This is a genomic window from Alphaproteobacteria bacterium (assembly GCA_041396705.1).
Lineage (GTDB): Bacteria > Pseudomonadota > Alphaproteobacteria > CALKHQ01 > CALKHQ01 > CALKHQ01.
Map to the genome: position 1 here is coordinate 340,632 of JAWKYB010000004.1, position 25,537 is coordinate 366,168.

Here is a 25,537-nt window from a genome sequence, read left to right on the forward strand (position 1 = left end):
CGCATCGGCCGCGGTCGCGCCAGCCGTATATCCCGGACGGGGCCGATCCTCGGTCCGGGAGACAGCGATGAGACAAGACGATAGGCGGGTGCCGGCAGAGGCCGGCATCGTCACCGTGCGCCCGGTCGTCGACGTGATGACGCGGCAGCGCCTGCCCGGCTTCGTCGGGATTTCACGGGAAAGCGCGGGCGCACGCGCCCTGTCGATGTACATGGTGGTGATTCCGCCCGGCGCATCGGCCGAGGCGCATTTCCACGAGGGCTGCGAAACCGCGATCTACATGATCAGCGGCCGGGTCGAGACCCGCTACGGGCCCGGTCTGCGCCGCTCGGTGGTCAACGAGGCCGGCGACTTCATCCTGATTCCGCCGTCGGTGCCGCATCGGCCGGTCAACCTCAGCGCGACCGAACCCGCCGTCGCCATCGTCGCCCGCAACGACCCCGACGAGCAGGAACGCGTCGTGCTCTACGACGCCGACGTCGACGCCCACACCGACTTGGGCGGCTGATCCGCCGTTAACGCGACCTTCACCACGGCGGTGATAGCGGTCCGGCATGAGCAAATCGCTGTTACCGCACCCGCACCGCGACACCAATCTGTCCCGGCGCGGCCTGCTGGCGGGCGCCGTCGGCCTGGCTGCTGCCGGACTGGCCGCCGGGCCCGCGCGCGCGACCGGACCGTCGATCTACCGCTCCAGCGGCGGCGGCGTCTTCAACGCGTTGACCCGGCCGGCGCCGGGGCCGCTGTTCGGTCCGGGCCAGGAAGCCAGTCCGTGGCGTGGCCCGACCGAGTTCGGCCTCGGCCCGCGCACCATCGGCCTGCGCCATGCACATACCGGCGAGCGGGTCGACACCACCTTCTGGCAGCGGGGCGGCTACGACCAGCTCGGCGTCGCGCGGCTCAACGCGTTCATGCGAGACTGGCGTACCGACGAGATCATCGCCATCGACCCGACGCTGTACGACGTGCTGTGGTCGCTTGGCCAGTCGATCGGCCGCGACCCGGAGTTCACCGTGTTGTCTGCCTACCGCTCGCGCGCGACCAACGACATGCTGATCCGCACCGGCCACACCGGGGTGGCGCGCGACAGCCTGCACATCCAGGGCAAGGCAGTCGACATCACTTTGCCCGGCTTTCCGATTTCCGGCCTGCACGATGCCGCGCTGGCTCTGCAAGCCGGCGGCGTCGGCTACTACCCCAGCAGCAACTTCGTCCACATCGACACCGGCCGCTTCCGCACCTGGTAGCGGCCGCCGGCAAGGCTGCTATGCTCCGCCCTTCCACGGGGCGGGAGGCGAGCTTGCCGGAGGAGGGGACCGAACGGCGCGACGGCATCGCCATGCCGGGCACGCTCGACGAGGTCGGCGCGCTGGCGCTGGTCGCGCTGCGCCATCCGCGCGACGCGTTCGCCAGCCGGGCGCGGCTGCAGCTCGAATGGCGGGCGCTGGGCTATCATGCCGAGCCGGACTTCGACGCCGCGGTGCGCGAGTATGACGGCTTCGTCGGCTTGCTGCACGAAGCCGGTGCCGACGTGCTGTGGCTGCCCGGCGGCGACGGCCTGACCCTCGACAGCCTCTATGTCCGCGACGCCGCCGTGCTCGGGCCCGCCGGCTGCATCGGCGCGGCCATGGGCAAGCCGGCGCGGGCGCAGGAACCGGCGGCCGCTACCGCGGCCTTCGCCGCCGCCGGTCTGCCGGTTGCGGGCGCGATCGCGGCGCCGGCGCGGCTGGAGGGCGGCGACCTGGTCTGGGTCGATGCGGCGACGGTCGCGGTCGGCCGCGGCTATCGCACCGACCAGGCCGGCATCGCCCAGCTCGCCGCCCTGCTGGGCGACGGCATCGCCGTCGAGGCCTTCGACCTGCCCCACCATCGCGGCCCCGCCGACGTGTTCCACCTGATGTCGGTGTGGAGCCCGCTGGCGCCCGATCTCTCGCTGGTCTACAGCCCGCTGATGCCGGTGCGCCTGCGCGAGATGCTGCTGGCGCGCGGCCACGCCCTGGTCGAGGTGCCGGACGACGAGTTCGCGACCATGGGCTGCAACGTGCTGGCGCTGGCGCCGCGCCGCGCCGTGATGGTGCACGGCAACCCGGTGACGCGGCGGCGCCTGGAGGCGGCCGGCGTCGTCGTGACCGCGATCGCGGCCGACGAGATCTGCCGCAAGGGCGAGGGCGGGCCGACCTGCCTGACCCGACCGCTGGTGCGGCGATGAGCGCGCCGGATCTCGCCGCGGCGCGGGCCGCGCTGCTGGCCCGTCGTGCCGAGCTGGAGGCGTTGGCGGCCGGCACCGCCGGCGAGCGCGCGCCGGTCGAGCTGGACCAGGCCCGCGTCGGCCGGCTGTCGCGGATGGATGCGCTGCAGGTGCAGGCGATGGCGCAGGAGACCGAACGTCGGCGTGCGCTGGCGCTGCAGCGGATCGCATCGGCGCTGGCGCGCATCGACAGCGGCGACTATGGCCGTTGCGTGCGCTGCGACGAGCCGATCGAGCCCGGCCGGCTGCGGCTCGACCCTGCCACCCCGACCTGCATCGGCTGTGCGAACGGATGAGCCGCCGCGGCGCTTCGCGCCTCGCTAACGCGCGTGCGAGGCGTTAATGCTCTGGCGACGAGGGTCTTTCTGGAGGGTCTGTCATGCCGGACGATCGCGCATCCGAGCCGCGCGCGCTGGCGCGCAAGGTCACGCTGCCGGCGTGGTGCTACCGCGACGCCGATCTCTACCAGCGCGAGCGGCGCGAGATCTTCGCCAAGTGCTGGCAGCTTTTCGCGCATGAGGACCAGCTGCGCGAGCCCGGCGCCTATGTCGCCGACACGGTCGCCGGTTTTCCGCTGTTCGTGCTGCGCGGCCGCGACGGCGCGCTGCGCGGCTTCCACAACGTCTGCCGCCATCGCGCCGCGCCGCTGGTCGACGCCGGCCAGGGCCGCTGCGATGTGCTGCGCTGCCGCTATCACGGCTGGCTGTACGACCACGACGGCAACCTCAAGAAGACGCCGCTGTTCGGCGAGGATGCGAGCTTCGATCCGGCCGAATTCGGCCTGTTCCCGATCCGGGTCGAGAGCTGGCGCGGTTTCGTCATGGTCAACATCGACCGCGACGCAGCGCCCTTCGCCGCCGCGCATGCCGGCTTCATCGCCGAATGCGCCGAACTGCCGCTGGAGGACTATCGCTTCCACAGCCGGCTGACCCATCCGGTCGCCTGCAACTGGAAGACCTATGTCGAGAACTATCTCGAGGCCTATCACGTGCCCTATGTCCACCCGGCGCTGTCGAAGGAGGTCGACGTCGGCACATACCAGGTGTTGCCGCGGGACGGCTACATGCTGCACGTCAGCCCGCCGCGCAGCCCCGGCCAGGCCCGGGTCAACCAGGGCTTCTGGGCATTCGCCCTGCCGAACTGGGCGTTCAACGTCTATGGCGTCGGCGCCGCGATCGAGCGGATGAAGCCGGACGGCCTCGGCGGCATGGTGATCGACTATCTCTACATGTTCGCCAAGGATGCCGGCGACGCCGCCGTCGCCGATGCGCTGGCGATGTCGCGGGTGACCACGGCCGAGGACGCCCGCATCTGCGAGCAGGTCCAGGTCAACCTCGATGCCGGCGTCTACGAAACCGGCCGGGTCTCGCCGCGCTACGAGAACGGCCTGGCCGAGTTCCACGCCTGGGTGGCGGCGCGGATGGGGCTGGACGTCTAGGCCGGCCGGCCGGGTCAACCCAGCATTGCCAGCACCAGCCGGGTCGAGATCGCCAGCAGGAACAGGCCGAAGCCGATCTGCAGCTTGCGCTTGCTCCAGCGATGCGCCATCCGCGCGCCGATCGGGGCGAGCAGGATGGTGATCGGGATGACCAGGGCGACCGCCAGCAGGTTGACGTAGCCGACCGAGAACGGCGGCAGCCCTTCCACGCTCCAGCCCGCCACGGCATAGCCGATGGCGCCGGGGATGGCGATCAGCACGCCGACCCCGGCCGAGGTCGCCACCGCCTGATGGATCGGCCGGTTGAACAGCGTCATGTAGGTGTTGTTGATGACGCCGCCGCCGATGCCCATCAGCGCCGAGACGAAGCCGATCAGCGCGCCGGAGACCGCGCGCAGCGGCTCGCCGGGAATGTCCGGACCGAGGCGCAGCTTGTCGAGGTTCAGCAGCAGCCGGATGCCGATGGTGCTGGCGATGCCGGCGAAGATCAGGCGCAGCACGTCGCCGGAGACGAAGGCCGCGACCAGCGCCGCGGCCGCCACCCCCAGCGGCACCGGCACGATCCACGATCTGAGCAGGCCGGTGTCGACCTTGCCGGACTTGAGGTGGGCGAGGGTCGAGCGGATCGAAGTCGGCACCACCACCGCCAGCGCGGTGCCGACGCCGACATGCACCTGGATCGCCGGGTCGAAGTGCAGCGCGTCCAGCACCTCCACCATCACCGGCACGATGATGCCGCCGCCGCCGATGCCGAACAGGCCGGCCAGCAGCCCGGCGACGACGCCGGCCGCCATCAGGGATCCGGCCAGCAGCGCCAGCTCGCCGAAGGATACGGTGATGTCCATGGGCAGCAGCGGCCGCGACGGTGAACGGGAACCAGACAGCGATGACTACCCGATCGCGGGCCGCCTGTCGCGCGCTGCGGGCGCATGGCAGGCATGCGCCGGACAGGCCGGAGCCGTGGGGCCGGCCGGCCTCAGTCGACCCGAACCCCCTTGCCGTATTTCTTCTCGATCCGCGCCTGGATCATCTCGAACACGAACGACAGCCCCCAGTAGATCAGGGCCGCCACGATCAGCATCTCCATGACCTTGAACTCGGAGCGGCCATGGGTGCGGGCCAGGTACATCAGCTCCCAGGCGCCGAGCACCGAGACCAGCGAGGAATCCTTCAGCATGGCGATGAACTGGTTGCCGGTCGGCGGAATGATCAGCCGCATCGCCTGCGGCAGGACGATCAGCTGCATCGTCCGGCCCTTGGTCAGGCCGAGCGAGGCCGCCGCCTCGGACTGGCCCTTGGGGATCGCCAGGATGCCGGCGCGGAAGATCTCGGCCATATAGGCGCCGTAGCACAGCGAGACCGCGATGATGCCGGCGGTCAGCGCGTCGATCACCACGCCGAGCTGCGGCAGGCCGGAGTAGATCAGCACCAGCTGCAGCAGCAGCGGCGTGCCGCGGAAGAACGAGGTGTAGAAGGTGGCGACGCCGAAGGCCGCGCCGTTGCTGGACAGCCGGGCCAGCGCGGCGATCAGCGCCAGGATGGTCGAGGCGACGATCGACACGATGCAGATGAACAGCGTCAGCGCCGCGCCCTGCAGGAAGCCGTCGTGCAGCTCGAGCCCGATCAGGTGCGGCGTGCGTTCCTCGATGAAGGCGAAGTCGAGGTCGAAGCTGACGAAGAACCAGATGAACAGGCCCAGCAGCTCGGCCCACATCACGCCGACCTGGATGGCGAAGGGCAGCGGGCTTTCGGTCCGGCGGCCGGCCCGGCTGCCTTGCTGGAAGGCCCGGACGAAGTCCGGAATGCGCGAGATCAGCCAGAAGTTGACGGTGATCGCCAGCGCGAGCAGGGCGGCGAAGCCCCAGTTGACGATCGCCACGGCCTGGAACAGATGGTCGGGATGGCCGTCGCGGCTGCCGGGGTCGAAGGCGGGACCCATGTCGAAGGCGAGGTCGAGCGCGAAGCGGCCGACGAAGTTGAGCTCGTCCTCCTTGATCTGCTTCTCGCCGATGCCGGTGTGGTCGAGCAGCCCGAGCACCAGCCAGGCGAACAGGAACAGCAGCAGCCAGCGAACGGCACGCCGTTCGCTGAGCTGCAGCAGCGCATCGAGCGTCGACCGCTCCTCGTCCGGCAGCGCGCGGGCCGGCGGGCGTCCGTCGAGGCGGACCTCAGCCATGGCGCGGCCCCGTCCCCTGTCGCCCGTCGCGCGGGACGGGGCCTCGGCGCGCCGGAGTTCCGGTGCTCACGTCACTGGGTCAGGTCGGCGCCGTACCACTTCTCGCTGAGCGCAGCCAGCGTGCCGTCCTCGCGCAGTTCGGCGACGACCTCGGCCAGCCTGGCGCCCCATTCCGGGTCGCCCTTGTCGATCGCCACCGACAGCGGCTCCAGGAACAACGGGTCGCCGACCACCTTGATCGGATAGCCGGCGTCGATCGCGCCGAGAATGGTCGGCAGCGCGGTCATCGCCGCATCGAGGCGGACGCCGTCGCCGAGCGCCAGGTCGTCGAGCGCCAGCTGGTCGGTGTCGTAGGTGGCGATCACCGCGTCGTCGATGACGTAGTCGAAGGAGGGCGCTCCCTCGGCATCGATCACCAACGCATGGTTCAGGTAGTTCTCGTAGGTGGTGGCGACGCCGACGCCGATCTTGGTGCCGGAGGCATCGGCCGGCGTGGCGATGGTCTCGTTGTCGGCGTGCACGGCCAGCGAGGCGGGCGTGTAGTAGTAGATCGCCGGGAAGTCGAGCACCTCCTTGCGCTCGGCGGTCGGCGTCATCGAGCCGACCGAGAGGTCCCAGCGACCGCCCCAGCTGCCGGCGGTGATGATGTCCCAACCCGGCGTGACGAACTGGATCTCGACGCCCAGCTTCTCGGCGATCGCCCGGCCGACGTCGATGTCGAAGCCCTCGAACTCGTTCTGGGCGTTCAGGAAGGACTGCGGCGGGTATTCGGCGTCGGTCGACATGACCATGACGCCCTCGCCCATCACCTTGTCCAGCACGTCGCCGGCCTGCGCCGCCGTTGCCAGCGCGGTGGCGCCGATCAGACCGATCGTCAGGGTTCGCAGTGTCATCGTGTCCCTCTCGTCCTGTGTGGCCTCCCGGCTGTACCGCCGGGTTTCGCGAATGGCCAGCGTGCCCTTGCCGCTGGGCCGGCGCAAGTGCCATCGCATGCGCCGGGCGTCCGCCGGTCGCGGCGGCGGCGGGTAGGACGGAAGGATGCGGCGCCCGCGCCGAGCGGGGCGGGCGCCGCTTCGGGTCGTCAGGCCCTGATTTCCTGGCGCTGGAACGCCACATAGGCGATGGCGAACAGCACCAGTAGGCCGGCGACCATTCCGGCCAGATGCGGCCAGACCAGCAGCAGGCTCTGCGACACCGGCAGCGGTGCGCCGAGCACCGCCTGGTGCATCTGGCTGGCGAAGACGATGCCGAGCGACCGGGTCGCCGGGTTGAGCAGGCCCAGCGTCAGCTCGCCGAACAGCACGTTGGGGGAGATGCGCGCGATGCCGGTCTGCCATTCGACCGCCGCCACCGCGGTGGCCGGGTCGTACGGATCGACGGTGACCAGGCTGCCGGCGATCAGCGGCGCCAGCATCGGCCAGAACACCGCGAACACCAGCCACAGCGTCAGCGCGGCCAGCGCCGAGGTCGCCGGCGCCCGGAACAGGGTCGAGAACAGCATGGCCACCGCCAGCCAGACGCCGGAATAGACGAAGGCGCCGAGCAGGAAGGCGAGCCCGCGGACGATCTCCTCGCCGCTGGGCGGCAGGCCCAGCATCAGGATGCCCATGCCGGTGACCAGCAGCCAAAGGGTAACCAGGCAGATCGCGATGACGATCAGGCTGCCGAGGAACTTCCCGGCCAGCAGCGCGTCGCGGTAGATCGGCTGCGACAGCACGCGCGACAGCGTGCGGCGGTTGTATTCCCCGTTGATCGCGTCGAAGCCGAGCGCGACCGCCACCAGCGGCAGCAGGAAGCCGAGGAAGGCGACGAAGGACGGCAGCGGGTCCTGCGCGGTGGTGAACACCCGCAGGAACAGGAACTGGTCCTCGCCGATGGTCTGCTTGATCTGCCCGATCGTCGCATAGACCGAGCCGACCGCCGTCAGGATCACCAGCAGCATCACCAGATGGATGCGCGCGCTGGTCATATGGTCGGCCGCTTCCTTCAGCGCGACCGTGGCCAGTCCGGTGAACGGCGAACCCTCACGCCGCCTTGGCATGGTCCTGCTCCTCGAAATAGCGGGCATAGACGGCGTCCAGCGTCACGTGGCGCACGTCCATCGAGCGCAGGGCGCCACCGGCGCCGACAACGCGACGGGCAATGTCCGCGCGTATGTCGGCGTCGGCGTCGATTCGCCAGCGGCCCGCCTGCGTGGCAGAGACGCTGGTGACGTGCGGCGCGCCCCCCAGCAGCGCCGCGAGGTCGACGCCTTCGGCATCGACGTCGACCACGTGGGATCCGCCGAGCACGCCGGCGGTCAGGTCGGAGACGCGACCGGCCAGCCCGATCCGTCCCTTGTTGAACAGGGCCACCCGGTGACAGATGGTCTGCACGATGTTGAGCATGTGCGACGACAGCACGATGGTCATGCCGTCGCGCGACAGCAGCCCGATCAGGTCGAGCAGCTCCTGGGTCGACTGCGGGTCGAGGCCGGAGGTGGGTTCGTCGAGGATGGCGATCTCGGCCTGCTTGGCCAGCACGTCGGCGAGGCCGAGGCGCTGGCGCATGCCGTGCGAGTAGGTGCCGACGCGCCGTTCGGCCACGTCGCTGAGCCGCACACGCGCCAGCGCCTCGTCGATTCGCCGCTTCGCCTCCGCCTGGCGCACGCCGGCCAGCCGGGCCGAGTAGGCCAGGTTCTCCGTCGCGGTCAGCCGATCGTAGAAGCCGACCTGGTCCGGCAGGTAGCCGACCCTGCGCTTGACCGCCAGCGGCTGACGCAGCGGATCGAGGCCGAGGATGCGCACGGTTCCGGCGGACGGCTCGGTCAGGCCGAGCAGCATCAGGATGGTGGTGGTCTTGCCGGATCCGTTGGGCCCGAGCAGACCGAACACCTCGCCCTTGTCGACCGACAGGTCGATGCCGGCGACCGCAGCGACCCGGCCGTAGCGCTTGACCAGGCCCTGCGTCTGGATGACCGCGTTCATCGCCGGCCATACCGGGCAACGGCGATGACCAGCACCACGACGGCGGCGCCGATCACGCCCAGGCCGACGATGCCCCAGATCGTCGAGGTCCGCACGGTGACGCGGAAGCTGGCGTTGTCGGAGGTGCCGTCGCCGTTGGAACGCACCGCGACCACATAGTCGCCGGCGATCGCCTGGTTCGACGGCGTCATGGTGACGGCGACGTCGACGGTCTCGCCGGGCTGCACCGCGGGAATTCCCTCCGGCGCGAAGCTGACCTTCCAGCCCTGCGGCGGGCTGGCGGCCATTTTCACCGTCTCGGCGGGCGCGGTGCCGGTGTTGGTCAGCGCGAAGGTGAAGGTGCGGTCCTCGCCGGCGGTGGCATCGCCCGACAGCCGGCCGTCGGGCCCGGACAGCGACAGGGTCGGGTGGCCGGTGATGTCGAGCATCAGCGGGATCTGGGCGGTGGCGTCGTCGCCGGCGGCGCCGATCATCACCGGATACTGGCCGGCCGGCGTGTCCTGCGCCGGCTTGACGCTGACGGTCATGTCCTTGGACTGGCCGGCGCCGAGCGGCAGGCTGGTCAGCTCCTGCGAGCCGTAGCGCTCCTTGAAGGTGACCTCGAAGCCGGGCTCGGCCTGCGAGACCAGGTTGATCACCGTGTCCTCCTGGCCCTCGTTGGTGACCTTGATCTGGAAGTCGAAGGTGGACCGCACCGTGCCGCGCAGCGCGGGCAGGGTCGGCGTCAGCGTCAGCCGCGCGGGCTCGGTCTCGGTCAGGTTCAGCGAAATCGGCAGGCGCAGCGTCTGGCCGTCGGCGCGGCCGACGACGGCGAAGTCGTAGGCCTGGTACGCCGCGTCGGCCGCCGGCGTCAGCTTCAGCGACAGGGCGACCGGGCGACCGGCGGTGGCGATGGCGGCGCCGACCGGCCGGCCGTCGCCGTCGATCTCCCAGTGCCAGCCTTCCGGCAGGCCCGTGACATCGAATTCCACCCGTTGCGGTTCGAGCCCCTGGTTGGCCAGGGTCAGGTCGATGCTGATGTCGCCGCCGGCCTGGCCGCCGAGCATGGGGTAGGGGGTGGTGAGCCACAGTCCCGGCGGACCCTGGACGTCCTGCAGTTCGGCCCCGTCGGCCTGGGTACCGGTCGCGGCGAGGGTGAAGTGCGGCGTTGCGAAGAGCAAGGCGGCAGCGATCGTCGCCCCGCACACGGCGGCGGCGACGCGAAAGCGCAGGACCATGGGTCAAGACCCCTGCATCATGTTGTCTGAGTTTGAAGGGGCTGTCGGTCAGTTCACCGGCAGCGGCGCCGGATTGTGGCCCGGATTGTGGCAGGAATCTGGCACCAGTATTAACTCGGCGTTAGTGCGCGGACATCGATTCCACATTGCCAACCCGCGAATTGGCGGCGTTTCGCGGCCTGGCGCCGTTCCGCGGCCACGCAGATTGTGGCGGGATTGTGATTTTCGCTTTGTGGCAGGGGCGCGGCGATTTTTCGGCAGCGCGCGGATACCCATATCGGCCGCAGGGAACAGCCGATGGGCGCGCTCGCGCCCTGTGTGTCACGCACGGCCCGGCACGCGCCGGCCCGGTCTGCGACCACGGCACGGGGTGCCGCCGCGTCCCGGCGGTGCCACCGGTCGGTTCAGTTCGAACCCAATCGAGGAGCAATCATCAATGCGCTCTCTAAGCCTCGACGTCTGTCGAGCCGGGGTGCCGGCCGTGGCGGCGCTCGCCCTGCTCGGGCCCCTGAACGCCGCCAATGCGCAGGCGATCGGCCCGGACTTCGCAGACATGGTGCAGCAGGTGCTGCCGTCGGTCGTCACCGTCTCGATCGAAGGCCATCAGCCCGGCATGTCGCAGCAGATGCCCGGCCGCGGGCCCAATCCGTTCGGCCCCAACCCGTTCAATCCGTTCGGGCCGTTCGGTCCGTTCGGGCCAGGCGGTCCCGGCGGGCCGGGCTTCGGCCCCGGCCAGGACGATCCGGGCCAGCAGATCCAGGGCCTCGGCTCGGGCTTCATCATCGATCCGCGCGGCTATCTGGTCACCAACAACCACGTGATCGAGAATGCCGACAGCATCACGGTGACGCTGCACGACGGGCAGAGCTACGACGCGACGCTGATCGGGACCGATCCCAGCACCGATATCGCGGTGGTCAAGATCGACAGCGACGAGACCTTCCCTGCGGTGGCGTGGGGCGAAAGCGATTCGCTCCGGATCGGCAACTGGGTGGTGGCGATCGGCGGCCCGTTCGGGCTCAGCGGCACCGTGACGGCGGGCATCGTCTCGGCCACCGGCCGCGACCTGCATGCCGGCCCCTACGACAACTACATCCAGTTCGACGCCTCGATCAATCCGGGCAACTCCGGCGGCCCCGTGTTCAACACCGACGGCGAGGTGGTTGCGATCAGCACCGCCATCGCCAGTCCCAGCCGCGGCAGCGTCGGCATCGGCTTCGCGGTGCCGGAATCGATCGCCCGGCCGGTGGTCGAGCAGCTGATGTCGACCGGCATGGTCGAGCGCGGTTTCATCGGCGTGCAGATCCAGGCGGTCACCGACGAGCTGGCCCAGGCGATGGAGCTTGACAGCCCGACCGGCGCTCTGGTCGCCGAGGTGCGGCCGGATTCGCCCGCGGCCGCGGCCGGCATCCAAGCCGGCGACCTGATCATCGGCTTCAACGGCGAAAAGGTCGACAAGATGCACGACCTGCCGCGCATGGTCAGCGCGATCACGCCCGGCACCACGGTGCCGCTGGAGGTGCTGCGCAACGGCGAGACCGTCGCACTGTCGATCACCGTCGGCCGGCTCGGCGGCGACCAGGTCGCAACGGCCGAGACGCCCGCGGTCGGCGAGCCGGTGGGTCGCCTCGGTCTGACGGTGGCGTCCGCGGCCGACTACGGCTGGCGCGGCGCGCACGGCGAGACCGACGGCGTGGTCATCACGGTGGTCGAAGCGGGCTCGCCCGCGGAGCGCGGCGGCCTGCTGGTCGGCGACGTGATCCTCGCGGTCGGCGGCCATGCGGTCGGCGATGCCGCTGCCTTCAGCGAGGCGCTGGCCGCGCACGAGCGCGACGGCGACGCCATGGTGGCGCTGCTGGTCGAGCGCGACGGCGACCGTCGCTTCATCCCGCTGCCGCTTGCGACGTCGTAGCGTCAGGCCGACGCGGCCGCAGCGACGGGGCGATCCCAGCCGGGGTCGCCCCGTTTCGTTTCCGCCCGCCTGTGCGGTTCCGGCGCGGCGATTCCTGGCATAGGCTGGCTGCCTGGCCGCGAACCGGAGGCAGCGATGGTCGACTACCGAACCCCCGGCGTCTACATCGAGGAGGTGCCCAGCGGGGTGCGGCCGATCCAGGCGGTCGCGACGACCACCGCCGCGTTCCTCGGCCTGGCGCCTGATCCGGACGCCGCCGCTGGCGTGCCGACGCCGCTCGAAAGCCTCGCCGCCTTCCAGGGGACGTTCGGCCGCGGGCCGGCCGGCAACGTACTGGCCAACGCGGTCGCCGGCTTCTTCGAGAATGGCGGCCGGCGCTGCGTCGTGGTCAACCGCGGCCCCCGCGCGACCGGTCCGATCGGCCCCGGCGACCTCGCGCCGCTCGCCGGCATCGACGATATCGCGCTGGTGGCCGCGCCGGGCCATGTCGACAAGGCCGGCACCGAGGCGCTGATCGCCCATTGCGAGGGGCGCGGCGACCGGTTCGCGATTCTCGATACGGCGCGGGACATCGAGCCCCTCGGCCGGCTGACCCGTGCGCTCGGCGACGGCGACGGCCTGCGGCCGCGTACCTCGCAGCGCGGCTTCGCCGCGGTCTATGTGCCCTGGCTGCAGGTCGCCGACGCCGCGACCGGCGCCACCGTCGAGCAGCCGCCATCGGGCCATGTCGCGGGCGTTTACGCCCGCAACGACTTCAGCCGCGGCGTTCACCAGACGCCGGCCAACCTGATGGTCCGCGGGGCGCTCGGCCTGACCTGGGCGATCGGCGACGCCGACCAGGACGTGCTGAACCCGGTCGGGGTCAATGCGATCCGTGCGATCGGGACCGACATCCTGGTCTGGGGCGGGCGCACGCTCGCCGACGCGGCCAGCGACTGGCGCTATGTGCCGGTCAGGCGCACCGCGATCATGATCGGGCAGTCCGTCGCCCGCGGCACGCGTTGGGCGGTGTTCGAACCGAACGACGCGCCGCTGTGGGCCGCGGTGGTGCGCGACGTCTCATCCTTCATGCATCAACTGTGGCGCCAGGGCGCGCTGCAGGGTGCCCGGCCGGAACAAGGCTATTTCGTACGCTGCGGCGCCGACACCACGACACCCGGGCCGGACATCGCGGCCGGCCGGCTCAACATCGCGGTCGGCTTCGCCCCGGTGCGGTCGGCCGAGTTCGTCGTGATCCGCGTCGGCCAGACGGCCGCCGGCGCGCAGGTCGACTGAGCGCGCGGCCGGACGGGCCGGCGTCACAGCATGCCCAGCTTGTCCTTGATCACCAGATAGCCGGCCGGCTCCAGCAGGAAGGTGCGGACCTTGCCGGTCGGCACGAAGTCGGTCGACACGATGTGGTTCATCAGTTCCTGCGCCATCTTGCAGGCCGGGCCGTAGCCGCCGCCGAACGCACTGCCGACCTTGAGTTCCTGGAAGGCGCGCCAGTGCACCTCGACCGAGACGCGGTTGACCAGTTCCTTGATTAGCACGCTGGTCGCGGCCGCGCCGAGCCCGACAGCGGCCGAGACGACGTTGGAGGCGATCGAGTTCGGGATCGCCGCGGCGGCGATCTTGCCGCCGCGGATGCCGGCCTTGGCGGCCTTGACCTTGATCATGTCCATCACCAGCCCGCGCAGATAGGTGCTCTGCTTGACCTGGTTGGCCAGCGCGGCGAAGCGGGCGAGGTGCGCCAGCGTCGAAGCTTCCGACAGGCCGTGCTTGGCCAGCCCGAAGGTGTCGACGCCGCCGACGCCGAAGCCGGCGATGTCCTGCGCCACCTGGAACCCGGTGCCGACGAAACTGAATGCCGCGCTGCCCATCTTCTTGTACTTGCGGTGCTGCAGGTACTTCCTGGTCTCGGGCGACGCGCCGTCGCCGTGGCCGTGCAGCAGCAGCAGTGGGTTCGGGATCGGCGTGGTCTTTTCCGCCGCGTCGTAGATCTCCTTCAGCGTGAAGCCGGCCTCGAGCAGCAGGGTGATGGGGAAGCCGGTCGCCTCCTCGAGCGCGGCGCCGGCCTGGCTGACGCCGATCATCACCGCCTCGGTGCCGACCTCCTGTCCCAGTTCCTTGGTCTTCTTACCGAAAGGCATGCGATACCTCGTCCCGTGAGGTGGCTGTGGCAGCCCGAACTTCCGACCTGCCGCGGCCATGCGCAAGGCCGTTCTTGCCCTGCGCCGTGGGGTGGGTCGCAGCCGGTCGCGGTCTGCGTCGTCGGGTCTCGCCGACGCTCGTGTGCTCCGACTCCGACGTCGCCGCCCGTGACCGGAACGGGGTCGCCGGTCGGCTGCGCGCGGCGGACGGTTCGCACCGCTGGCGAACGGCGGCGTTACGCCATAAAAAGGACACCGCAACCGCATAAGAGGTCCTCATGGTCATGCCGCTGCCAGCAGGCGATGGAAATAGCAGCCGGCGCCGCAAGCCGACTCCGCTCAGCTACGTCCCGTTCATGGGGGTCGTCGCCCTGATCTATCTGGTCGTCGGGCTGATCTCGTCGACCGCGCTGCCCTCCGTGCTGTTCACGGTGAACCTGTTCTCCGGGGCACCCTGGGCGCTGACGGTCTCGCAACTGATCCTGATCTTCGGCCTCGTCGCGCTGCTGGTCGAACTGCTGAAGGCGCTGCGGGTCGGCGGCCATTCGGCGGTCGACCACATGCTGTCGATGGTCGTGTTCGTGCTCTGCCTGCTGGCCTTCCTGTTGTGGGACGTGGCCGGCACAAGCGATTTTCTGCTGCTGACACTGATGGCGCTGGTCGACATCATGGCCGGTTTCGCGGTGTCGCTGGCCACCGCGCGGCGCGACATCGCCATCGGCGGCGACTGACCGCGTGACCGGCGGCCGGGATGGCCCGGTCGAAACGCTCGACGGGGTGCTCGACCTGGCATGGACGGCGCTGATCGACGGCGCCGCCGGCCGCCTTTCCGCCATGCGCCGGCCGGTGCTGGCCACGGTCGACCGCACCGGCCGGCCGCGGGCGCGCACCGTGATCCTGCGCGCCGCCGACCGCGGCGCCTGGCGATTGCGCTTCCATACCGATCTCAGGTCGTCCAAAGCATCAGAGATGCGCGATAATAATTGGATATCGCTTGTTTTCTATGAGCCGACGCTGGACCTGCAGGTCAGGGTCGAAGGGCCGGCCGCGCTGCATGCGGGCGACGCCGCTGCGCGCGCGGCGTGGGACGATGCGGCGCCGAGCAGCCGCCGGATCCACCTGGCGGAGCCGGGGCCGGGCGCCGACATCGCCGCGCCCGGCAGCGGGCTGCCGGCCGGGCTCGATACCCGCGTGCCGACCGGGGCGGAGGCCGAGCCCGGCTATCGCCATTTCGCGGCCGTCGTGGTCGCCGTCGACCTGCTCGACGTGTACCAGCTGCATCCGGCGGGGCATCGGCGCAGCACGCATCGGCACAGCGGCGACGGCGGGGTCGCCGCGCGCTGGCGGGTGCCCTGACCGCGATGGCGCCGGCGGACGGCATGCGGCTCGGCTTCGTCGGCGACCTGATGCTGGCGCGCGAGCTGAACTACGTGCTCGACGAGCACCCGCCGGAGTGGGTATGGGGCGACGTGCTGCCGGAGATGGCGGAATGCGCCGCGGTGGTCGGTAACCTGGAATGCCCGATCTCGACCCACCCGCGCCGCTGGCGCAAGGGCCTGACCAAGGCGTTCCATTTCTGTGCCCGGCCATGGGCAGTCGATTGCCTGCGCGCGGGCAACGTGCGCGCGGTCAACCTGGCCAACAACCATATGCTGGATCACGGCCGGCCGGCGCTGGCCGACACGCTGCGCCACCTGGAGCGCGGACGCATCGCCCGCTGCGGCGCCGGCCTCGACGCCGCCGATGCCGAGCGGCCGGCACGCCTCGAGGCGGGCGGCCTCAGCATCGCCATCCTCGGCGCGACCGACAACGTGCCGGAGTTCGCCGCCCGACCGGACCGGTCCGGTACCCTGGTCCGCAAGTTCGGGCCGGAGCGTCCGGCGGTCGCCGAGTTCGGCCGGCGCGTCGCCGCGCTGCGCGACGAGGGGGTCGACCTGATCGTGCTCAGCCTGCACTGGGGGCCGAATTTCCGCGTGCATCCGCCGGCCCGCTTCCGCGCCTTCGCCCACCGGATGATCGAAGCGGGGGTCGACATCGTGCACGGCCACTCCGCCCATATCACCCAGGCGGTGGAGGCCTATCGCGGCCGGCTGATCCTGTACGACACCGGCGACTTCATCAGCGACTACTGGCGCTTCCCCGGCCATCAGAACCTGTGGTCGTTCCTGTTCCGGGTCAGCGTCGCCGACCGGCGCCCGGTGGCGCTGGAAATGGTGCCGGTGATGCTGCGGGCCGGCTCGGTCCGCCACGCCGATTCCGTCGCCGCCGCAGGGGTGATGGCGCGGATGGAGGGGCTGTGCGCCCGCACCGGCGGTGCCAGGCTGCGCCGCCACGACGGCCGACTGATGCTGGACCTTTGAGCTATCGGTTTGCTGCCGATCGGGCGATCCCGTCCGATCGGAGGTCTATCTAGGACGACCGCCGGTGCAGGGCGTTGCCGTCGGCGTCGTAGAACACCTCTTCGACCGGATTTCCCTGGCCGTCGAGCGCGGTCCACGGACCGACCGGCGTGCCGTCGTCGGTCCGGCAGCCGTACCATGTCAGCCCGTCCCGTTCCTCTGTCACCGGCATGGCGCCGAACGGGCAGCGCAGATGCAGCGGGAAGGGCTGCGGCAGACCGGCCGCGCCACTGTCACTCCCTGTAGCGTCGGGTGCGGGCGGGTAGGGGTTGTCGCCGGTCACCGAACAGCGTTGCGCGCAATAGCCGCCGTCGGTCATCGCCGCCCAGGCCGAGAGCGCGGGCGCATAGACCTCGAGGCACGCCTCGACGAGAGCCGTCTCGCAGGCGCGACAGTCGGCCCGCCAGGCGCGGTTCAGCAGTCCCGCCTCGATCGTCTCGCAGTCGCAGGTGATGGCGGCGCAGGGCGTGCCGGCCGCGGGTTCGTCGGGTTGGCCGAGCGCGGGCGCGGCCCAGGCCAGGCTGAGCGCGAGCGCCGCCGGTCGGAGCATCCTCATAGCCCTCTCCCTGTGCTGGCGACTCGCCGGACTCGGTTGCGCGCGGCCGTCCGGCGGGCTAGGGTGCGAGTCGCGTGACGAATTTTTTTCGGCCGGCGGCCGGCGCGCGATCACAATAATTTACCATTTCGACCGGCGCTCTGCAGTTGCAGGCTGCGACGACTCGAAGCCTGCCCTGCTTTTGGGCATCGAGTCGGTCCATCGGAAAAGCGCCGTTTACCTCGGTTAATCGCGCCGCGACTCGTCGGTGCGCCGAGTTGCCGCACCGCAACAGCCAAGTCGAAACCGAGTGGAAATTATTACCGCCGCGGCCGTCACGAAAGCGAAATTGGTTAACCTTTCATTCATAATTTCGCCTTATTGATGCTATTGCCTTATCGGCGTTTCCTCCCTCGACCTCGGGCCGCTCTCAGCGGCCCATTTTTTTTCCGCCATTACGGATATGAAGAAGCCGTCGGTTGCGGTGGCGGCCGGCGTGAAGCAAAGGCCCCTGTCGCTGCTGTCCAGGCATTGTGCAGGCAGGTCGGCGAGCCCGGCTTCGGCCGCCAGTTCTGACGGCGCCACCGCACCCATTGCCGGATATTCGGGCAGGAACGCCGCGATCCTGTCCGGACCTTCCTCGCACAGCACGGAGCAGACGGCATAGACGATGCGCCCGCCCGGCCGGACCAGCGCTGCGGCGCGGCGCAGCAGCCCGGCCTGGACGCCGGCCAGCCGGTCGAGCTCGGACCGCGACAGGCGCAGCCGGCCGTCGGGCTGCCGGCGCCACATGCCGGTGCCGCTGCAGGGCGCGTCGACCAGCACCAGGTCGGCGCTGCCGTCCAGCGCCGGATCGTCGGGCGCCGCCAGTTCGACCGTCGCGCCGGCGCGGCGGCGCGCGGCACCAGCCGCGCCAGCCGGTCCGGTTCGCTGTCGCAGGCGACCAGGCGGCCGGCGTTGCCCATCAGCGCGGCCAGCGCCAGCGTCTTGCCGCCGGCGCCGGCGCACAGGTCGATCGCCGTCATGCCCGGCCCGGCCCCGCTGGCCAGTGCGACCAGCTGCGATGCCTCGTCCTGCGGCTCGAACCAGCCGGCTTTGTAGGGGGCAAGTCCGGCCAGCACGAAGCGGTCGGCGACGCGCAGGCCGTCGGGCGACCACGGCGTCGGCGTCGCGGCAATGCCGGCGCGCGCCAGCGCCGCGGCCGCCTCGTCGCGGCTCGCCTTCAGCCGGTTGACGCGCAGGTCGACCGGCGCCGGCCGGTTCAGCGCCTGCGCTTCGGCCGGCCAGCCGTCGCCGAAGCGGCGCACGAATGCCGGCCGCAGCCATTCGGGCAGGTTGGTCTCGGCCCAGTCGGGCAGCGGCATCGCCAGGCCGGCCTCGACGATGGCGCGTTCTTCGGCGTCCAGCGGCGGCGGCGCATAGCGGTCGCCGCTGAACGCGGCGGCAAGGCCGTCGATGCCGTCGCGCGCCGCCAGCCATGCCGCCACCCGCAGCCGCCCGGTCGGCGCGTGGCCGGCGAGCCGCCGGTCGACGGCGACGATGCGGCGCAGCAGCGCGTAAAGGTCGTCGCCGATCGCGCGGCGGTCCTTGGCGCCGATGAACCGGCGCGTACGAAGATAGCCGCGCAGTATCTCGTCGGCCGGCCGCCGGCCGCCGGCCACCGCGTCGAAGATCTCGACGAGCGCGGCGATGCGGGCGGCCGGGGTCACATCTCCTGCTGGTAGTTGGGCGCGGCGCGCGTGATGGAGACGTCGTGCACGTGGCTTTCGCGCAGGCCGGCATTGGTGATGCGCAGGAACCGGCAGTTCGCCTGCATCTCGGCGATGGTGGCGTTGCCGGTGTAGCCCATCGCGGCGCGCAGCCCGCCGACCAGCTGGTGGATGATGGCGCCGATCGGCCCGCGATAGGGCACCCGGCCCTCGATGCCCTCGGGCACCAGCTTCAGGGTGGAGCCGACCTCCTGCTGGAAGTAGCGGTCGGCGGAGCCGCGCGCCATCGCGCCGACCGAGCCCATGCCGCGGTAAGACTTGTACGACCGGCCCTGGAAGTGGAACACCTCGCCCGGCGCCTCGTCGGTGCCGGCGAACATCGAGCCCATCATCACCGCGTCCGCGCCGGCGGCGATCGCCTTGGCGATGTCGCCCGACGACTTGATGCCGCCGTCGGAGATCAGCGGCACGCCGGCCTCGGCACAGACCGGCCGGGCGTCGGCGATGGCGGTGAGCTGCGGCACGCCGACCCCGGCAACAACGCGGGTGGTGCAGATCGAGCCGGGGCCGATGCCGACCTTGACCGCGTCCGCGCCGGCCTCGATCAGCGCCCTGGCGCCGGCGGCGGTGGCGACGTTGCCGGCGATGATCTGGGTGTAGTTGCTGAGCTTCTTCACCTTCTCGACCGCGCGCAGCACGCCCTCGCTGTGGCCGTGGGCGGTATCGACCACCACCAGGTCGACGCCGGCCTCGATCAGCGCCTTGGCCCGCTCCAGCCCGGCGTCGCCGACGCCGGTGGCGGCGCCGACCCGCAGCCGGCCGTGCTCGTCCTTGCAGGCGTCGGGGAATTTCTGCGCCTTCTCGATGTCCTTCACCGTCATCAGGCCGATGCAGCGATAGGCATCGTCGACCACCAGCAGCTTCTCGATCCGGTGCCGGTGCAGCAGCCGCTTGGCCTCCTCCGACGACACGCCCTCGCGCACCGTGACCAGGTCGCGGGTCATCAACTCGCTGACCGGCTGGCGCGGGTTGGAGGCAAAGCGCACGTCGCGGTTGGTCAGGATGCCGACCAGCTTGCCCGACGGCTCGACGATGGGGATGCCGGAGATGCGGTGCCGCTCCATCAGGTCGAGCGCGTCGGACAGCGGCTGGGTCGGCAGCATGGTGATCGGGTTCACCACCATGCCGGCCTCGAACCGCTTGACCCGGCGCACCTCCTCGGCCTGCTGCGCCACCTCCAGGTTCTTGTGGATGATGCCGATGCCGCCGGCCTGGGCCATCGCGACCGCCAGCCCGCTCTCGGTCACCGTGTCCATCGCGGCGGAGATCAGCGGGATGTTGACGTTGACCGTGCGGGTCAGCCGCGAGGCGGTGTTGGCCTCGCCGGGCAGCACGCGCGACGGCCCCGGCTCGAGCAGAACGTCGTCAAAGGTCAACGCCTCACGGATCTGCATCGCCGGCCTCGCGTGTATCGGATGGGTGGCCGGGGACTATACCCCCCGGGCGAGTCGGGACAAGGGGCAGGCGGCCGCGGGGCGCGTGCCGCGCCTGCGACCATGCGCCCGGGACGGTTGAAGCGCGCCGCGCCGCCCCCGACATGCCGTTCATGGCACGCAAGATGGAGGCGAGCATGGGACGGTTTCTCGGGTTCGCGGGTCTGGTCGCCGCGGCGGCGGCGGCCGCGGCGCTGGCGGCCGGCGACGGTCGCGCCGCAAGCTATGCGCTGTGCACCGGCGACGCGCCGGCGACGGCCGGACCGGCGCTGGAAGACTGGCTGGCGCTGCCGCTGGCCGGGGCGCCGGTGCGGCTGATGGTCAACGATCCGGTCACCCGGTCCGGCACCGGCACGCTGTCGATCGTCAAGAACCGGTCCGGCGGCTACACGGTCAGCCTGGCGATCACCGCCGGCGGCACCATGCCCAACCTGCTCGGAACCCGGCAGAGCAACAGCGTCACGGTCGAAGGCATCGCCGACGGCGCGCTGCTGGTGGTGCCGGACAGCGTGGTGTTCTGGCACCAGGACGGCCGCATCGCCTTCGCCACCGTGGCGACGCAGGCGGCGGTCGACTGCTTCTACGGCTCTGCCGACCTTCCCTGAGGCTAGCGTTCCGCCGGCACCGCCAGATGGCGCCGCCACGGCGTCATCGCCGGCTTGTCGGCGCCGTCGCTGCGCTTCAGCCCGGTATAGGTCCAGATGCGCGCCAGGGTTTGCGCCGCGGGCGGCAGGCGCGCGGTCAGCGGCTCGAAGTCGTGGCTGGCGAAGTTGACGACGAAGGCATAGCGGTCGCGCCGGGCAGCGGCGAGCAGCAGGTCGACATGGCGTTCCTGCTCCTCCGGCGAGCCGAACAGCGGGATCGCGCCGATCATCACGTTGCGCGAGGTATAGCCGCTCTCGGTGACGGCGACCGGCTTGCCGCCGGCCGCGTCGGCCAGTTCGGCCGCGAAGTCGAAATAGCCGTCCGGCAGCGGCCGCGGCGTCGCCCAGCTCATGTGCGGATAGATGCTGAACGCGACGAGGTCGCTGTGCTGCAGCAGGTCCAGCAGCTCGCGCCGCTGGGTCGGGTGGTCGGCGCCGTCGGCGTTGCCGAGATAGTGCTGCGCCTCGATGGTGAAGCAGACCGGCAGGTCGGGGAAGCGCGCCTTGAGCGCGGCATAGCCGTGACGGTACAGCGCCTTGAGCGCCGGCCAGGCCTGCGGGGCGTTGGACAGCAGGGCGTTGAGCTCGATGCCGATCGCCAGCCAGTCGGGCCGCATCGCCTCGCAGGCGCGCAGCGCGAAGGCGGCGAACGACGCCATCACCTGCGGATCGTCGAGGCTGCGGCCGGCGAATTGCGGCGGGACCGGCATGTTCTCGCGTTCGCCCCAATAGGGCGCCATGCCGCGCCGCAGCAGGTCGAGTGGGCCCAGCGACAGCAGCAGCTTGTGACCGGCGGGCGGCCGATAGGCGAGCTCGACGCGCAGACCTTCGGCGAAGGGCGCACCGCTTGCCGCCTCGGTCCACGGCACGCCGCCATACAGCATCGGCGCCGCCATGTCGCAGTCGCGCGCGACGAAGCCGTCGACCGCCGCCACCGCTGCCAGCGTCAGGTCCGGCGGCCAGCGGGTGACGCCGAGCCGGAACGGCCGAGCCTCGTCCGCGCGCGACCGGGCGCCCGGCACGATCGCCGCCGCCGCGCCGCCCACGCCGCGCAGGAATGTCCTTCGGTGCATCGCTGGCCGTCCTTACCTGCGCGCGAACAGCGCGGCGCCGTCGCGTGGGCAGGCGATCCTAAGCCGGTCGGTCGCGTGCGCCCAGCCGTCCACACCGGTTCCGGCAAGCGCCGACGAAGCCGCGCCCTCTGTCGGTTAGCCGATTGTGCAACTATTCTCTGACGAGACGTCGCCCACGATGATAGTTACCTGCCTGGATAAGAAAATGCCGGCGATCCGCAAGAGCGGGGCCGGCGCGGCCCGGAGGCGCTCGCGATGTCGCTCGTGCTCTATCACCACCCGCTGGCCTCGTTTGCCTGGAAGGTGCTGATCGCGCTCCACGAGAACGGGACACCGTTCGACAGCCGGATCGTCGACTATGGCGACCCGGATTCGCGTGCCGAGTTCTTCGCCCTCGCCCCGCTGGGCAAGATACCGGTGCTGCGCGACGCGGCCCGCGACCGGACGCTGCCGGAGACCAGCATCATCGTCGAGTATCTCGCGCAGAACTGGCCAGGACCGGTCGCGCTGCTGCCGGCCGACCCCGACGAGGCGCTGGAGGTGCGGCTGTGGGACCGCATCTTCGACCTCTACGTCAACGTGCCGATGCAGAAGATCGTCGGCGACCGGCTGCGGGCGGACGGGCAGGGCGATCCGGCGGGAGTCGAGGAGGCGCGGGCGACGTTGCGCAGCGCCTATGCGGCGATCGAGGCCGGGCTGGACTCGCGGCAGTGGGCGGCGGGGGCGGCGTTCACGATGGCCGACTGCGCGGCCGCGCCGGCGCTGTTCTATGCCGGCATCGTCGAGCCGTTCGCCGCCGAGCATGCGGCGCTGGCGGGCTATTTCGAGCGGCTGGTCGCGCGGCCGTCGGTGGCGCGCACCATCGCCGAGGCGCGGCCGTACTTCCGTTTCTTTCCGATGCGCGACGCGATGCCGGCGCGGTTCCGCGACGGCTAGGGGACGGACCGATGCAGCCGCAGCCCCTGCACCGGGTGTTTCACGCGCTGGCGGACCCGACGCGCCTCGGCATGGTCGACAGGCTCAGCCGCGGCCCGGCCACCGTCAGCGAACTGGCCGAGCCGCTGGCGATGGCGATGCCGTCGGTGCTGAAGCACCTGAAGGTGCTGGAGGCGGGCGGGCTGGTCGGCTCGCGCAAGAGCGGGCGCGTCCGCACCTACAGCCTGCGGTCCGGCGGGATGTCGGCTGTGCAGGATTGGGTCGCCGCCCGCCGCGCCGAATGGGAATCCCGCTTCGACAGGCTGGGAGCGGTGCCGGCGGTGCAGGAGCGGGACACGGGGCAAGGCAGCCGCTGAGCGACCCGGCACACATGGCTTGCGCCGGGGTCAGTGCAGCAGGCTCGCCCGTGCCGCGTCGCATTCGGCGCAGTCCGCCGTCTGCGGGTGCAGGAAGACAAGGGGATCGGCGGCCAGCCGCGCGCCCGCCACGGCGACCAGGTCCCGGCTGGCCATCAGGCGGGCATGCCCATGGCCGACCGGCCCTTCCGACTGCAGGCCCGCCGCGCGCAGCCAGTCGTCGGCAAGCGCGAAGCGGGCACAGCAATGGTCGTTCTCGGCATAGTCGATGCGCGCCGGGCGGCCGTTGCGCAGTACCGTGACGTGCTTGGCCGCGCGATAGGGCGCGCCGGCGACCAGCTCGGCCAGATGCAGGCTGGTGTTCGCGTCGTGGCCGACACCCAGCAGCAGCACCTGGCCGTCGCAGGCATGGACCTTGCCGACCGGGCTTCCCGGCGCATGCGGCGGCAGCGGCATCGGGCCGCCGACAATGAACCGCGCCCGTGGGCCGGCGGCGGCGAAGGCGAACGGATGGTCCGAGCGCACCACCCCCGGCGCGCGGCGGAAGGTGGCGGCGACGATGCCGAGGTCGGCCGCCACGGGCGCGTTCGCGGGGTCGAACGGCGCGTCGTCGTCGCCCGACCAGGCCGGCATGACGAGCGTGCCGTCGGGCCCCAGCGCATGGCGCAGGGCCGCGATCAGGCCGGCGGGTCCGCCTTCGACCGGCCCGGTCGCGCGGAACGACGTGTGGACCAGCAGCACGCCGCCCGACCGCACGCCCAGCGCGCGCAGCTGGTCGACGATCGCGGCCTGCGCCAGCGGCCGGCGGCGTTCGCTCTCCACACTCATGGCCCGCGGTTAGCAGCCGGCGGTGCGGCGCGCAATGCCGGCGGCGGCCGCGACGGCGGCGATCACGCCGCCAGTTCGTTGGCCTTGCGGCGGTCGAAGTCGGCGCCCAGCCTGGCCGCCTCGTCCTCGTCGATCAGGTTGCGGGCCAGGCGGAACACCTCGGACTCCTCCTCGTCCATGTGATGCTCCAGCTCGTCCTTGAGCTTGCGGAACTTCACCAGCCAGCCGCCCGCGCTCATGTCCATGCCCTGCAGTTCCTCCAGCAGGTCGGCCGCCTCCTTGTGCTCGCTGACGCTGTGCCGGGCCTGCTCCTGGCCTTCGGGGATCGCGATCAGCGACGCATAGAAGGTCTGTTCCTCGGCGTTGGCGTGCGCCTCGATCTCTCCGGCCAGACTGTCGAACAGGCGCTTGCGGTCGGGGCTGTCGCCGTGCGTATCGGCCAGCTGGGCGGCAAGCTCGCGCTGCCGTTCGTGGTCCTGGCGGATGCGGCTGTAGATGTCCATCGGTTGCCTCCATGGTGTTCGCGGCCGGCTGCGGCCCGCGTCACGCCAACAACGCCCCGCCGCGCCCCCGGTTCCCGCGATGACGACGGGCAACCCGGCGCGCTAAGCTGTGCCGGCTGGGCGATGCGGGGGAGGGCTGCGGATGGACGCGGAAAACGGTGCGGCGACGAAGCGGGTAGTGATCCACGAGGACGACGTCGGCATGACACACGGCTCGAACGTGGCCTTTGCCGAGCTTTCGGCCTCGGGCGCGCTCACTTGCGGCTCCGTGATGGTGCCATGCCCGTGGTTCGAGGAGGCGGCCGACCGGTTCGGCGCCGACCCGGCCTACGACCTCGGCGTGCACCTGACGCTGACCAGCGAGAAGAAGGGCTATCGCTGGCGGCCGCTCGTTGCGGTGTCGCCGGCGGCCGGCCTGACCGACGGCAACGGCTGCTTCTGGCCCGACGTGCCCAGCGTGCGGGCCCACGCCGACCCGGCTGCGGTCGAAGACGAGCTGACCGCGCAGGTCGACCAGGCGCTGGCGTCCGGTATCGACGTCACCCACCTCGACGCCCACATGGGCACGGTGCTGTGTCCGGAGTTCGCCGCGATCTACCTGCGGCTCGGCCGGCGCTTCCGCCTGCCGATCCTGCTGCCGCGCGACATCATGGCCTACAACCCGACCGGCTATTCCGGCCCGCTCAGCCGCGCGCCCTACGACGCGGTGCGCGACGAGGCGGCGGCGGCCGGTTTCGACCTGTTCGATTCGGTGCCGGAAACGCCGTGGGACCGCACGGCCGACGCCGTCACCGCCTATCGCGCCATGTTCGACGGCATTGGCGCCGGCCTGACCTTCCTGTCGCTGCACTTCAATGCGCCCGGCGACTTCGAGGTGATCGAGCCCGCCTTCGCCCACATCCGCACCGACGAATATGCGCTGTTCCTGAGCGGCGCGACCAGGGCCTGGGCTGCCGAGCTGGGCCTCGAGCC

Annotated in this window: 27 protein-coding genes; 14 read left to right on the forward strand and 13 right to left on the reverse strand. The window is 71.1% G+C overall.

All coding sequences use genetic code 11. The annotated features are described in order from the left end of the window. Nucleotides 1-67 precede the first annotated feature (67 nt). The 5 genes from R3F55_07720 (at nucleotide 68) to R3F55_07740 (ending at nucleotide 3,686) form a co-directional block, all read left to right on the forward strand. A complete protein-coding gene (locus tag R3F55_07720) occupies nucleotides 68-508 on the forward strand; it encodes a cupin domain-containing protein (GenBank protein ID MEZ5667306.1) in 441 nt (146 codons plus the stop codon). A gap of 46 nt (nucleotides 509-554) precedes the next feature. Beyond that, complete coding sequence (locus R3F55_07725) at nucleotides 555-1,247, forward strand: DUF882 domain-containing protein (protein ID MEZ5667307.1); 693 nt, start codon at nucleotides 555-557, stop codon at nucleotides 1,245-1,247. A 53-nt stretch (nucleotides 1,248-1,300) separates the two neighbouring features. Next, on the forward strand, nucleotides 1,301-2,209 hold the full coding sequence (locus R3F55_07730) for an arginine deiminase family protein (protein MEZ5667308.1): 909 nt from the start codon (nucleotides 1,301-1,303) through the stop codon (nucleotides 2,207-2,209). Next, a complete protein-coding gene (locus R3F55_07735) occupies nucleotides 2,206-2,544 on the forward strand; it encodes a TraR/DksA C4-type zinc finger protein (protein ID MEZ5667309.1) in 339 nt (112 codons plus the stop codon). The genes R3F55_07730 and R3F55_07735 overlap by 4 nt, the downstream gene beginning before the upstream one ends. An 83-nt stretch (nucleotides 2,545-2,627) precedes the next feature. Next, complete coding sequence (locus R3F55_07740) at nucleotides 2,628-3,686, forward strand: aromatic ring-hydroxylating dioxygenase subunit alpha (protein ID MEZ5667310.1); 1,059 nt, start codon at nucleotides 2,628-2,630, stop codon at nucleotides 3,684-3,686. Between the two features lie 14 nt (nucleotides 3,687-3,700). Here R3F55_07740 and R3F55_07745 read toward each other — a convergent pair whose 3' ends face one another. From R3F55_07745 to R3F55_07770, 6 genes are all read right to left on the reverse strand, one after another. Continuing rightward, a complete protein-coding gene (locus tag R3F55_07745) occupies nucleotides 3,701-4,531 on the reverse strand; it encodes a sulfite exporter TauE/SafE family protein (protein MEZ5667311.1) in 831 nt (276 codons plus the stop codon). 131 nt (nucleotides 4,532-4,662) lie between these two features. Further along, a complete protein-coding gene (locus tag R3F55_07750) occupies nucleotides 4,663-5,400 on the reverse strand; it encodes an amino acid ABC transporter permease (protein MEZ5667312.1) in 738 nt (245 codons plus the stop codon). Nucleotides 5,401-5,933: 533 nt separating this feature from the next. Continuing rightward, on the reverse strand, nucleotides 5,934-6,755 hold the full coding sequence (locus R3F55_07755) for a transporter substrate-binding domain-containing protein (GenBank protein MEZ5667313.1): 822 nt from the start codon (nucleotides 6,753-6,755) through the stop codon (nucleotides 5,934-5,936). A gap of 188 nt (nucleotides 6,756-6,943) precedes the next feature. Next, a complete protein-coding gene (locus R3F55_07760; GenBank protein MEZ5667314.1) occupies nucleotides 6,944-7,903 on the reverse strand; it encodes an ABC transporter permease in 960 nt (319 codons plus the stop codon). After that, nucleotides 7,887-8,828 carry an ABC transporter ATP-binding protein gene (locus R3F55_07765; GenBank protein MEZ5667315.1) on the reverse strand — a complete coding sequence of 314 codons (942 nt, stop codon included), beginning with the start codon at nucleotides 8,826-8,828 and terminating at the stop codon, nucleotides 7,887-7,889. Before R3F55_07765 ends, R3F55_07760 begins: the two co-directional genes overlap by 17 nt. Further along, on the reverse strand, nucleotides 8,825-10,045 hold the full coding sequence (locus R3F55_07770) for an NEW3 domain-containing protein (GenBank protein MEZ5667316.1): 1,221 nt from the start codon (nucleotides 10,043-10,045) through the stop codon (nucleotides 8,825-8,827). Before R3F55_07770 ends, R3F55_07765 begins: the two co-directional genes overlap by 4 nt. A 436-nt stretch (nucleotides 10,046-10,481) precedes the next feature. Here R3F55_07770 and R3F55_07775 point away from each other — a divergent pair, with 436 nt between their 5' ends. Continuing rightward, a complete protein-coding gene (locus tag R3F55_07775) occupies nucleotides 10,482-11,957 on the forward strand; it encodes a Do family serine endopeptidase (GenBank protein ID MEZ5667317.1) in 1,476 nt (491 codons plus the stop codon). Between the two features lie 135 nt (nucleotides 11,958-12,092). After that, entirely contained in the window at nucleotides 12,093-13,232 is a 1,140-nt protein-coding gene (locus tag R3F55_07780) for a phage tail sheath subtilisin-like domain-containing protein (GenBank protein MEZ5667318.1), read from the forward strand. Nucleotides 13,233-13,255: 23 nt separating this feature from the next. Here R3F55_07780 and R3F55_07785 read toward each other — a convergent pair whose 3' ends face one another. Then, nucleotides 13,256-14,089, reverse strand: coding sequence for a hypothetical protein (locus R3F55_07785; GenBank protein MEZ5667319.1), 834 nt, complete (start codon nucleotides 14,087-14,089; stop codon nucleotides 13,256-13,258). A gap of 284 nt (nucleotides 14,090-14,373) precedes the next feature. On the opposite strand from R3F55_07785, the gene R3F55_07790 reads away from it, so the two are divergent. The 3 genes from R3F55_07790 to R3F55_07800 are packed head-to-tail and all read left to right on the forward strand — an operon-like array spanning nucleotide 14,374 to nucleotide 16,449. Then, the gene (locus R3F55_07790) at nucleotides 14,374-14,820 is read left to right on the forward strand and encodes a hypothetical protein (GenBank protein MEZ5667320.1); all 447 of its coding nucleotides are present in this window, start codon (nucleotides 14,374-14,376) and stop codon (nucleotides 14,818-14,820) included. Nucleotides 14,821-14,824: 4 nt separating this feature from the next. Further along, entirely contained in the window at nucleotides 14,825-15,445 is a 621-nt protein-coding gene (locus R3F55_07795; GenBank protein ID MEZ5667321.1) for a pyridoxamine 5'-phosphate oxidase family protein, read from the forward strand. A gap of 5 nt (nucleotides 15,446-15,450) precedes the next feature. After that, nucleotides 15,451-16,449 carry a CapA family protein gene (locus R3F55_07800; GenBank protein ID MEZ5667322.1) on the forward strand — a complete coding sequence of 333 codons (999 nt, stop codon included), beginning with the start codon at nucleotides 15,451-15,453 and terminating at the stop codon, nucleotides 16,447-16,449. Between the two features lie 49 nt (nucleotides 16,450-16,498). On the opposite strand, the gene R3F55_07805 is transcribed toward R3F55_07800, so the two are convergent. From R3F55_07805 to guaB, 3 genes are all read right to left on the reverse strand, one after another. Beyond that, nucleotides 16,499-17,044 carry a hypothetical protein gene (locus tag R3F55_07805; protein ID MEZ5667323.1) on the reverse strand — a complete coding sequence of 182 codons (546 nt, stop codon included), beginning with the start codon at nucleotides 17,042-17,044 and terminating at the stop codon, nucleotides 16,499-16,501. Between the two features lie 434 nt (nucleotides 17,045-17,478). Further along, a complete protein-coding gene (locus R3F55_07810) occupies nucleotides 17,479-18,732 on the reverse strand; it encodes an rRNA cytosine-C5-methylase (protein MEZ5667324.1) in 1,254 nt (417 codons plus the stop codon). After that, nucleotides 18,729-20,186, reverse strand: coding sequence for an IMP dehydrogenase (gene guaB, locus R3F55_07815; protein MEZ5667325.1), 1,458 nt, complete (start codon nucleotides 20,184-20,186; stop codon nucleotides 18,729-18,731). Before guaB ends, R3F55_07810 begins: the two co-directional genes overlap by 4 nt. Before the next feature lie 176 nt (nucleotides 20,187-20,362). Between guaB and R3F55_07820 the strand changes: the two genes are divergently transcribed. Beyond that, a complete protein-coding gene (locus R3F55_07820; protein ID MEZ5667326.1) occupies nucleotides 20,363-20,830 on the forward strand; it encodes a hypothetical protein in 468 nt (155 codons plus the stop codon). 2 nt (nucleotides 20,831-20,832) lie between these two features. On the opposite strand, the gene R3F55_07825 is transcribed toward R3F55_07820, so the two are convergent. Continuing rightward, a complete protein-coding gene (locus R3F55_07825; protein ID MEZ5667327.1) occupies nucleotides 20,833-21,942 on the reverse strand; it encodes a hypothetical protein in 1,110 nt (369 codons plus the stop codon). 255 nt (nucleotides 21,943-22,197) lie between these two features. On the opposite strand from R3F55_07825, the gene R3F55_07830 reads away from it, so the two are divergent. Beyond that, complete coding sequence (locus R3F55_07830) at nucleotides 22,198-22,878, forward strand: glutathione S-transferase family protein (protein MEZ5667328.1); 681 nt, start codon at nucleotides 22,198-22,200, stop codon at nucleotides 22,876-22,878. 11 nt (nucleotides 22,879-22,889) lie between these two features. Next, complete coding sequence (locus tag R3F55_07835) at nucleotides 22,890-23,234, forward strand: metalloregulator ArsR/SmtB family transcription factor (protein MEZ5667329.1); 345 nt, start codon at nucleotides 22,890-22,892, stop codon at nucleotides 23,232-23,234. Nucleotides 23,235-23,264: 30 nt separating this feature from the next. Here R3F55_07835 and aac(3)-IV read toward each other — a convergent pair whose 3' ends face one another. Then, on the reverse strand, nucleotides 23,265-24,062 hold the full coding sequence (aac(3)-IV, locus tag R3F55_07840; GenBank protein ID MEZ5667330.1) for an AAC(3)-IV family aminoglycoside N-acetyltransferase: 798 nt from the start codon (nucleotides 24,060-24,062) through the stop codon (nucleotides 23,265-23,267). Nucleotides 24,063-24,124: 62 nt separating this feature from the next. Then, nucleotides 24,125-24,565 carry a hemerythrin domain-containing protein gene (locus tag R3F55_07845; protein ID MEZ5667331.1) on the reverse strand — a complete coding sequence of 147 codons (441 nt, stop codon included), beginning with the start codon at nucleotides 24,563-24,565 and terminating at the stop codon, nucleotides 24,125-24,127. 142 nt (nucleotides 24,566-24,707) lie between these two features. On the opposite strand from R3F55_07845, the gene R3F55_07850 reads away from it, so the two are divergent. Further along, the coding region (locus R3F55_07850; protein ID MEZ5667332.1) for a polysaccharide deacetylase family protein at nucleotides 24,708-25,537 on the forward strand (830 nt) is incomplete at its 3' end.

What these genes read in the sequence shown, in the direction of transcription:
- R3F55_07720 (MEZ5667306.1), top strand. Translation starts at nt 68, where the DNA reads ATGAGACAAGACGATAGGCGGGTGCCGGCAGAGGCCGGCATCGTCACC.
- R3F55_07725 (MEZ5667307.1), top strand. Translation starts at nt 555, where the DNA reads ATGAGCAAATCGCTGTTACCGCACCCGCACCGCGACACCAATCTGTCC.
- R3F55_07735 (MEZ5667309.1), top strand. Translation starts at nt 2,206, where the DNA reads ATGAGCGCGCCGGATCTCGCCGCGGCGCGGGCCGCGCTGCTGGCCCGT.
- R3F55_07740 (MEZ5667310.1), top strand. Translation starts at nt 2,628, where the DNA reads ATGCCGGACGATCGCGCATCCGAGCCGCGCGCGCTGGCGCGCAAGGTC.
- R3F55_07745 (MEZ5667311.1), bottom strand. Translation starts at nt 4,531, where the DNA reads ATGGACATCACCGTATCCTTCGGCGAGCTGGCGCTGCTGGCCGGATCC.
- R3F55_07750 (MEZ5667312.1), bottom strand. Translation starts at nt 5,400, where the DNA reads ATGTGGGCCGAGCTGCTGGGCCTGTTCATCTGGTTCTTCGTCAGCTTC.
- R3F55_07755 (MEZ5667313.1), bottom strand. Translation starts at nt 6,755, where the DNA reads ATGACACTGCGAACCCTGACGATCGGTCTGATCGGCGCCACCGCGCTG.
- R3F55_07760 (MEZ5667314.1), bottom strand. Translation starts at nt 7,903, where the DNA reads ATGCCAAGGCGGCGTGAGGGTTCGCCGTTCACCGGACTGGCCACGGTC.
- R3F55_07765 (MEZ5667315.1), bottom strand. Translation starts at nt 8,828, where the DNA reads ATGAACGCGGTCATCCAGACGCAGGGCCTGGTCAAGCGCTACGGCCGG.
- R3F55_07770 (MEZ5667316.1), bottom strand. Translation starts at nt 10,045, where the DNA reads ATGGTCCTGCGCTTTCGCGTCGCCGCCGCCGTGTGCGGGGCGACGATC.
- R3F55_07775 (MEZ5667317.1), top strand. Translation starts at nt 10,482, where the DNA reads ATGCGCTCTCTAAGCCTCGACGTCTGTCGAGCCGGGGTGCCGGCCGTG.
- R3F55_07780 (MEZ5667318.1), top strand. Translation starts at nt 12,093, where the DNA reads ATGGTCGACTACCGAACCCCCGGCGTCTACATCGAGGAGGTGCCCAGC.
- R3F55_07785 (MEZ5667319.1), bottom strand. Translation starts at nt 14,089, where the DNA reads ATGCCTTTCGGTAAGAAGACCAAGGAACTGGGACAGGAGGTCGGCACC.
- R3F55_07790 (MEZ5667320.1), top strand. Translation starts at nt 14,374, where the DNA reads ATGCCGCTGCCAGCAGGCGATGGAAATAGCAGCCGGCGCCGCAAGCCG.
- R3F55_07800 (MEZ5667322.1), top strand. Translation starts at nt 15,451, where the DNA reads ATGGCGCCGGCGGACGGCATGCGGCTCGGCTTCGTCGGCGACCTGATG.
- R3F55_07805 (MEZ5667323.1), bottom strand. Translation starts at nt 17,044, where the DNA reads ATGAGGATGCTCCGACCGGCGGCGCTCGCGCTCAGCCTGGCCTGGGCC.
- guaB (MEZ5667325.1), bottom strand. Translation starts at nt 20,186, where the DNA reads ATGCAGATCCGTGAGGCGTTGACCTTTGACGACGTTCTGCTCGAGCCG.
- R3F55_07820 (MEZ5667326.1), top strand. Translation starts at nt 20,363, where the DNA reads ATGGGACGGTTTCTCGGGTTCGCGGGTCTGGTCGCCGCGGCGGCGGCG.
- R3F55_07825 (MEZ5667327.1), bottom strand. Translation starts at nt 21,942, where the DNA reads ATGCACCGAAGGACATTCCTGCGCGGCGTGGGCGGCGCGGCGGCGGCG.
- R3F55_07830 (MEZ5667328.1), top strand. Translation starts at nt 22,198, where the DNA reads ATGTCGCTCGTGCTCTATCACCACCCGCTGGCCTCGTTTGCCTGGAAG.
- R3F55_07835 (MEZ5667329.1), top strand. Translation starts at nt 22,890, where the DNA reads ATGCAGCCGCAGCCCCTGCACCGGGTGTTTCACGCGCTGGCGGACCCG.
- R3F55_07845 (MEZ5667331.1), bottom strand. Translation starts at nt 24,565, where the DNA reads ATGGACATCTACAGCCGCATCCGCCAGGACCACGAACGGCAGCGCGAG.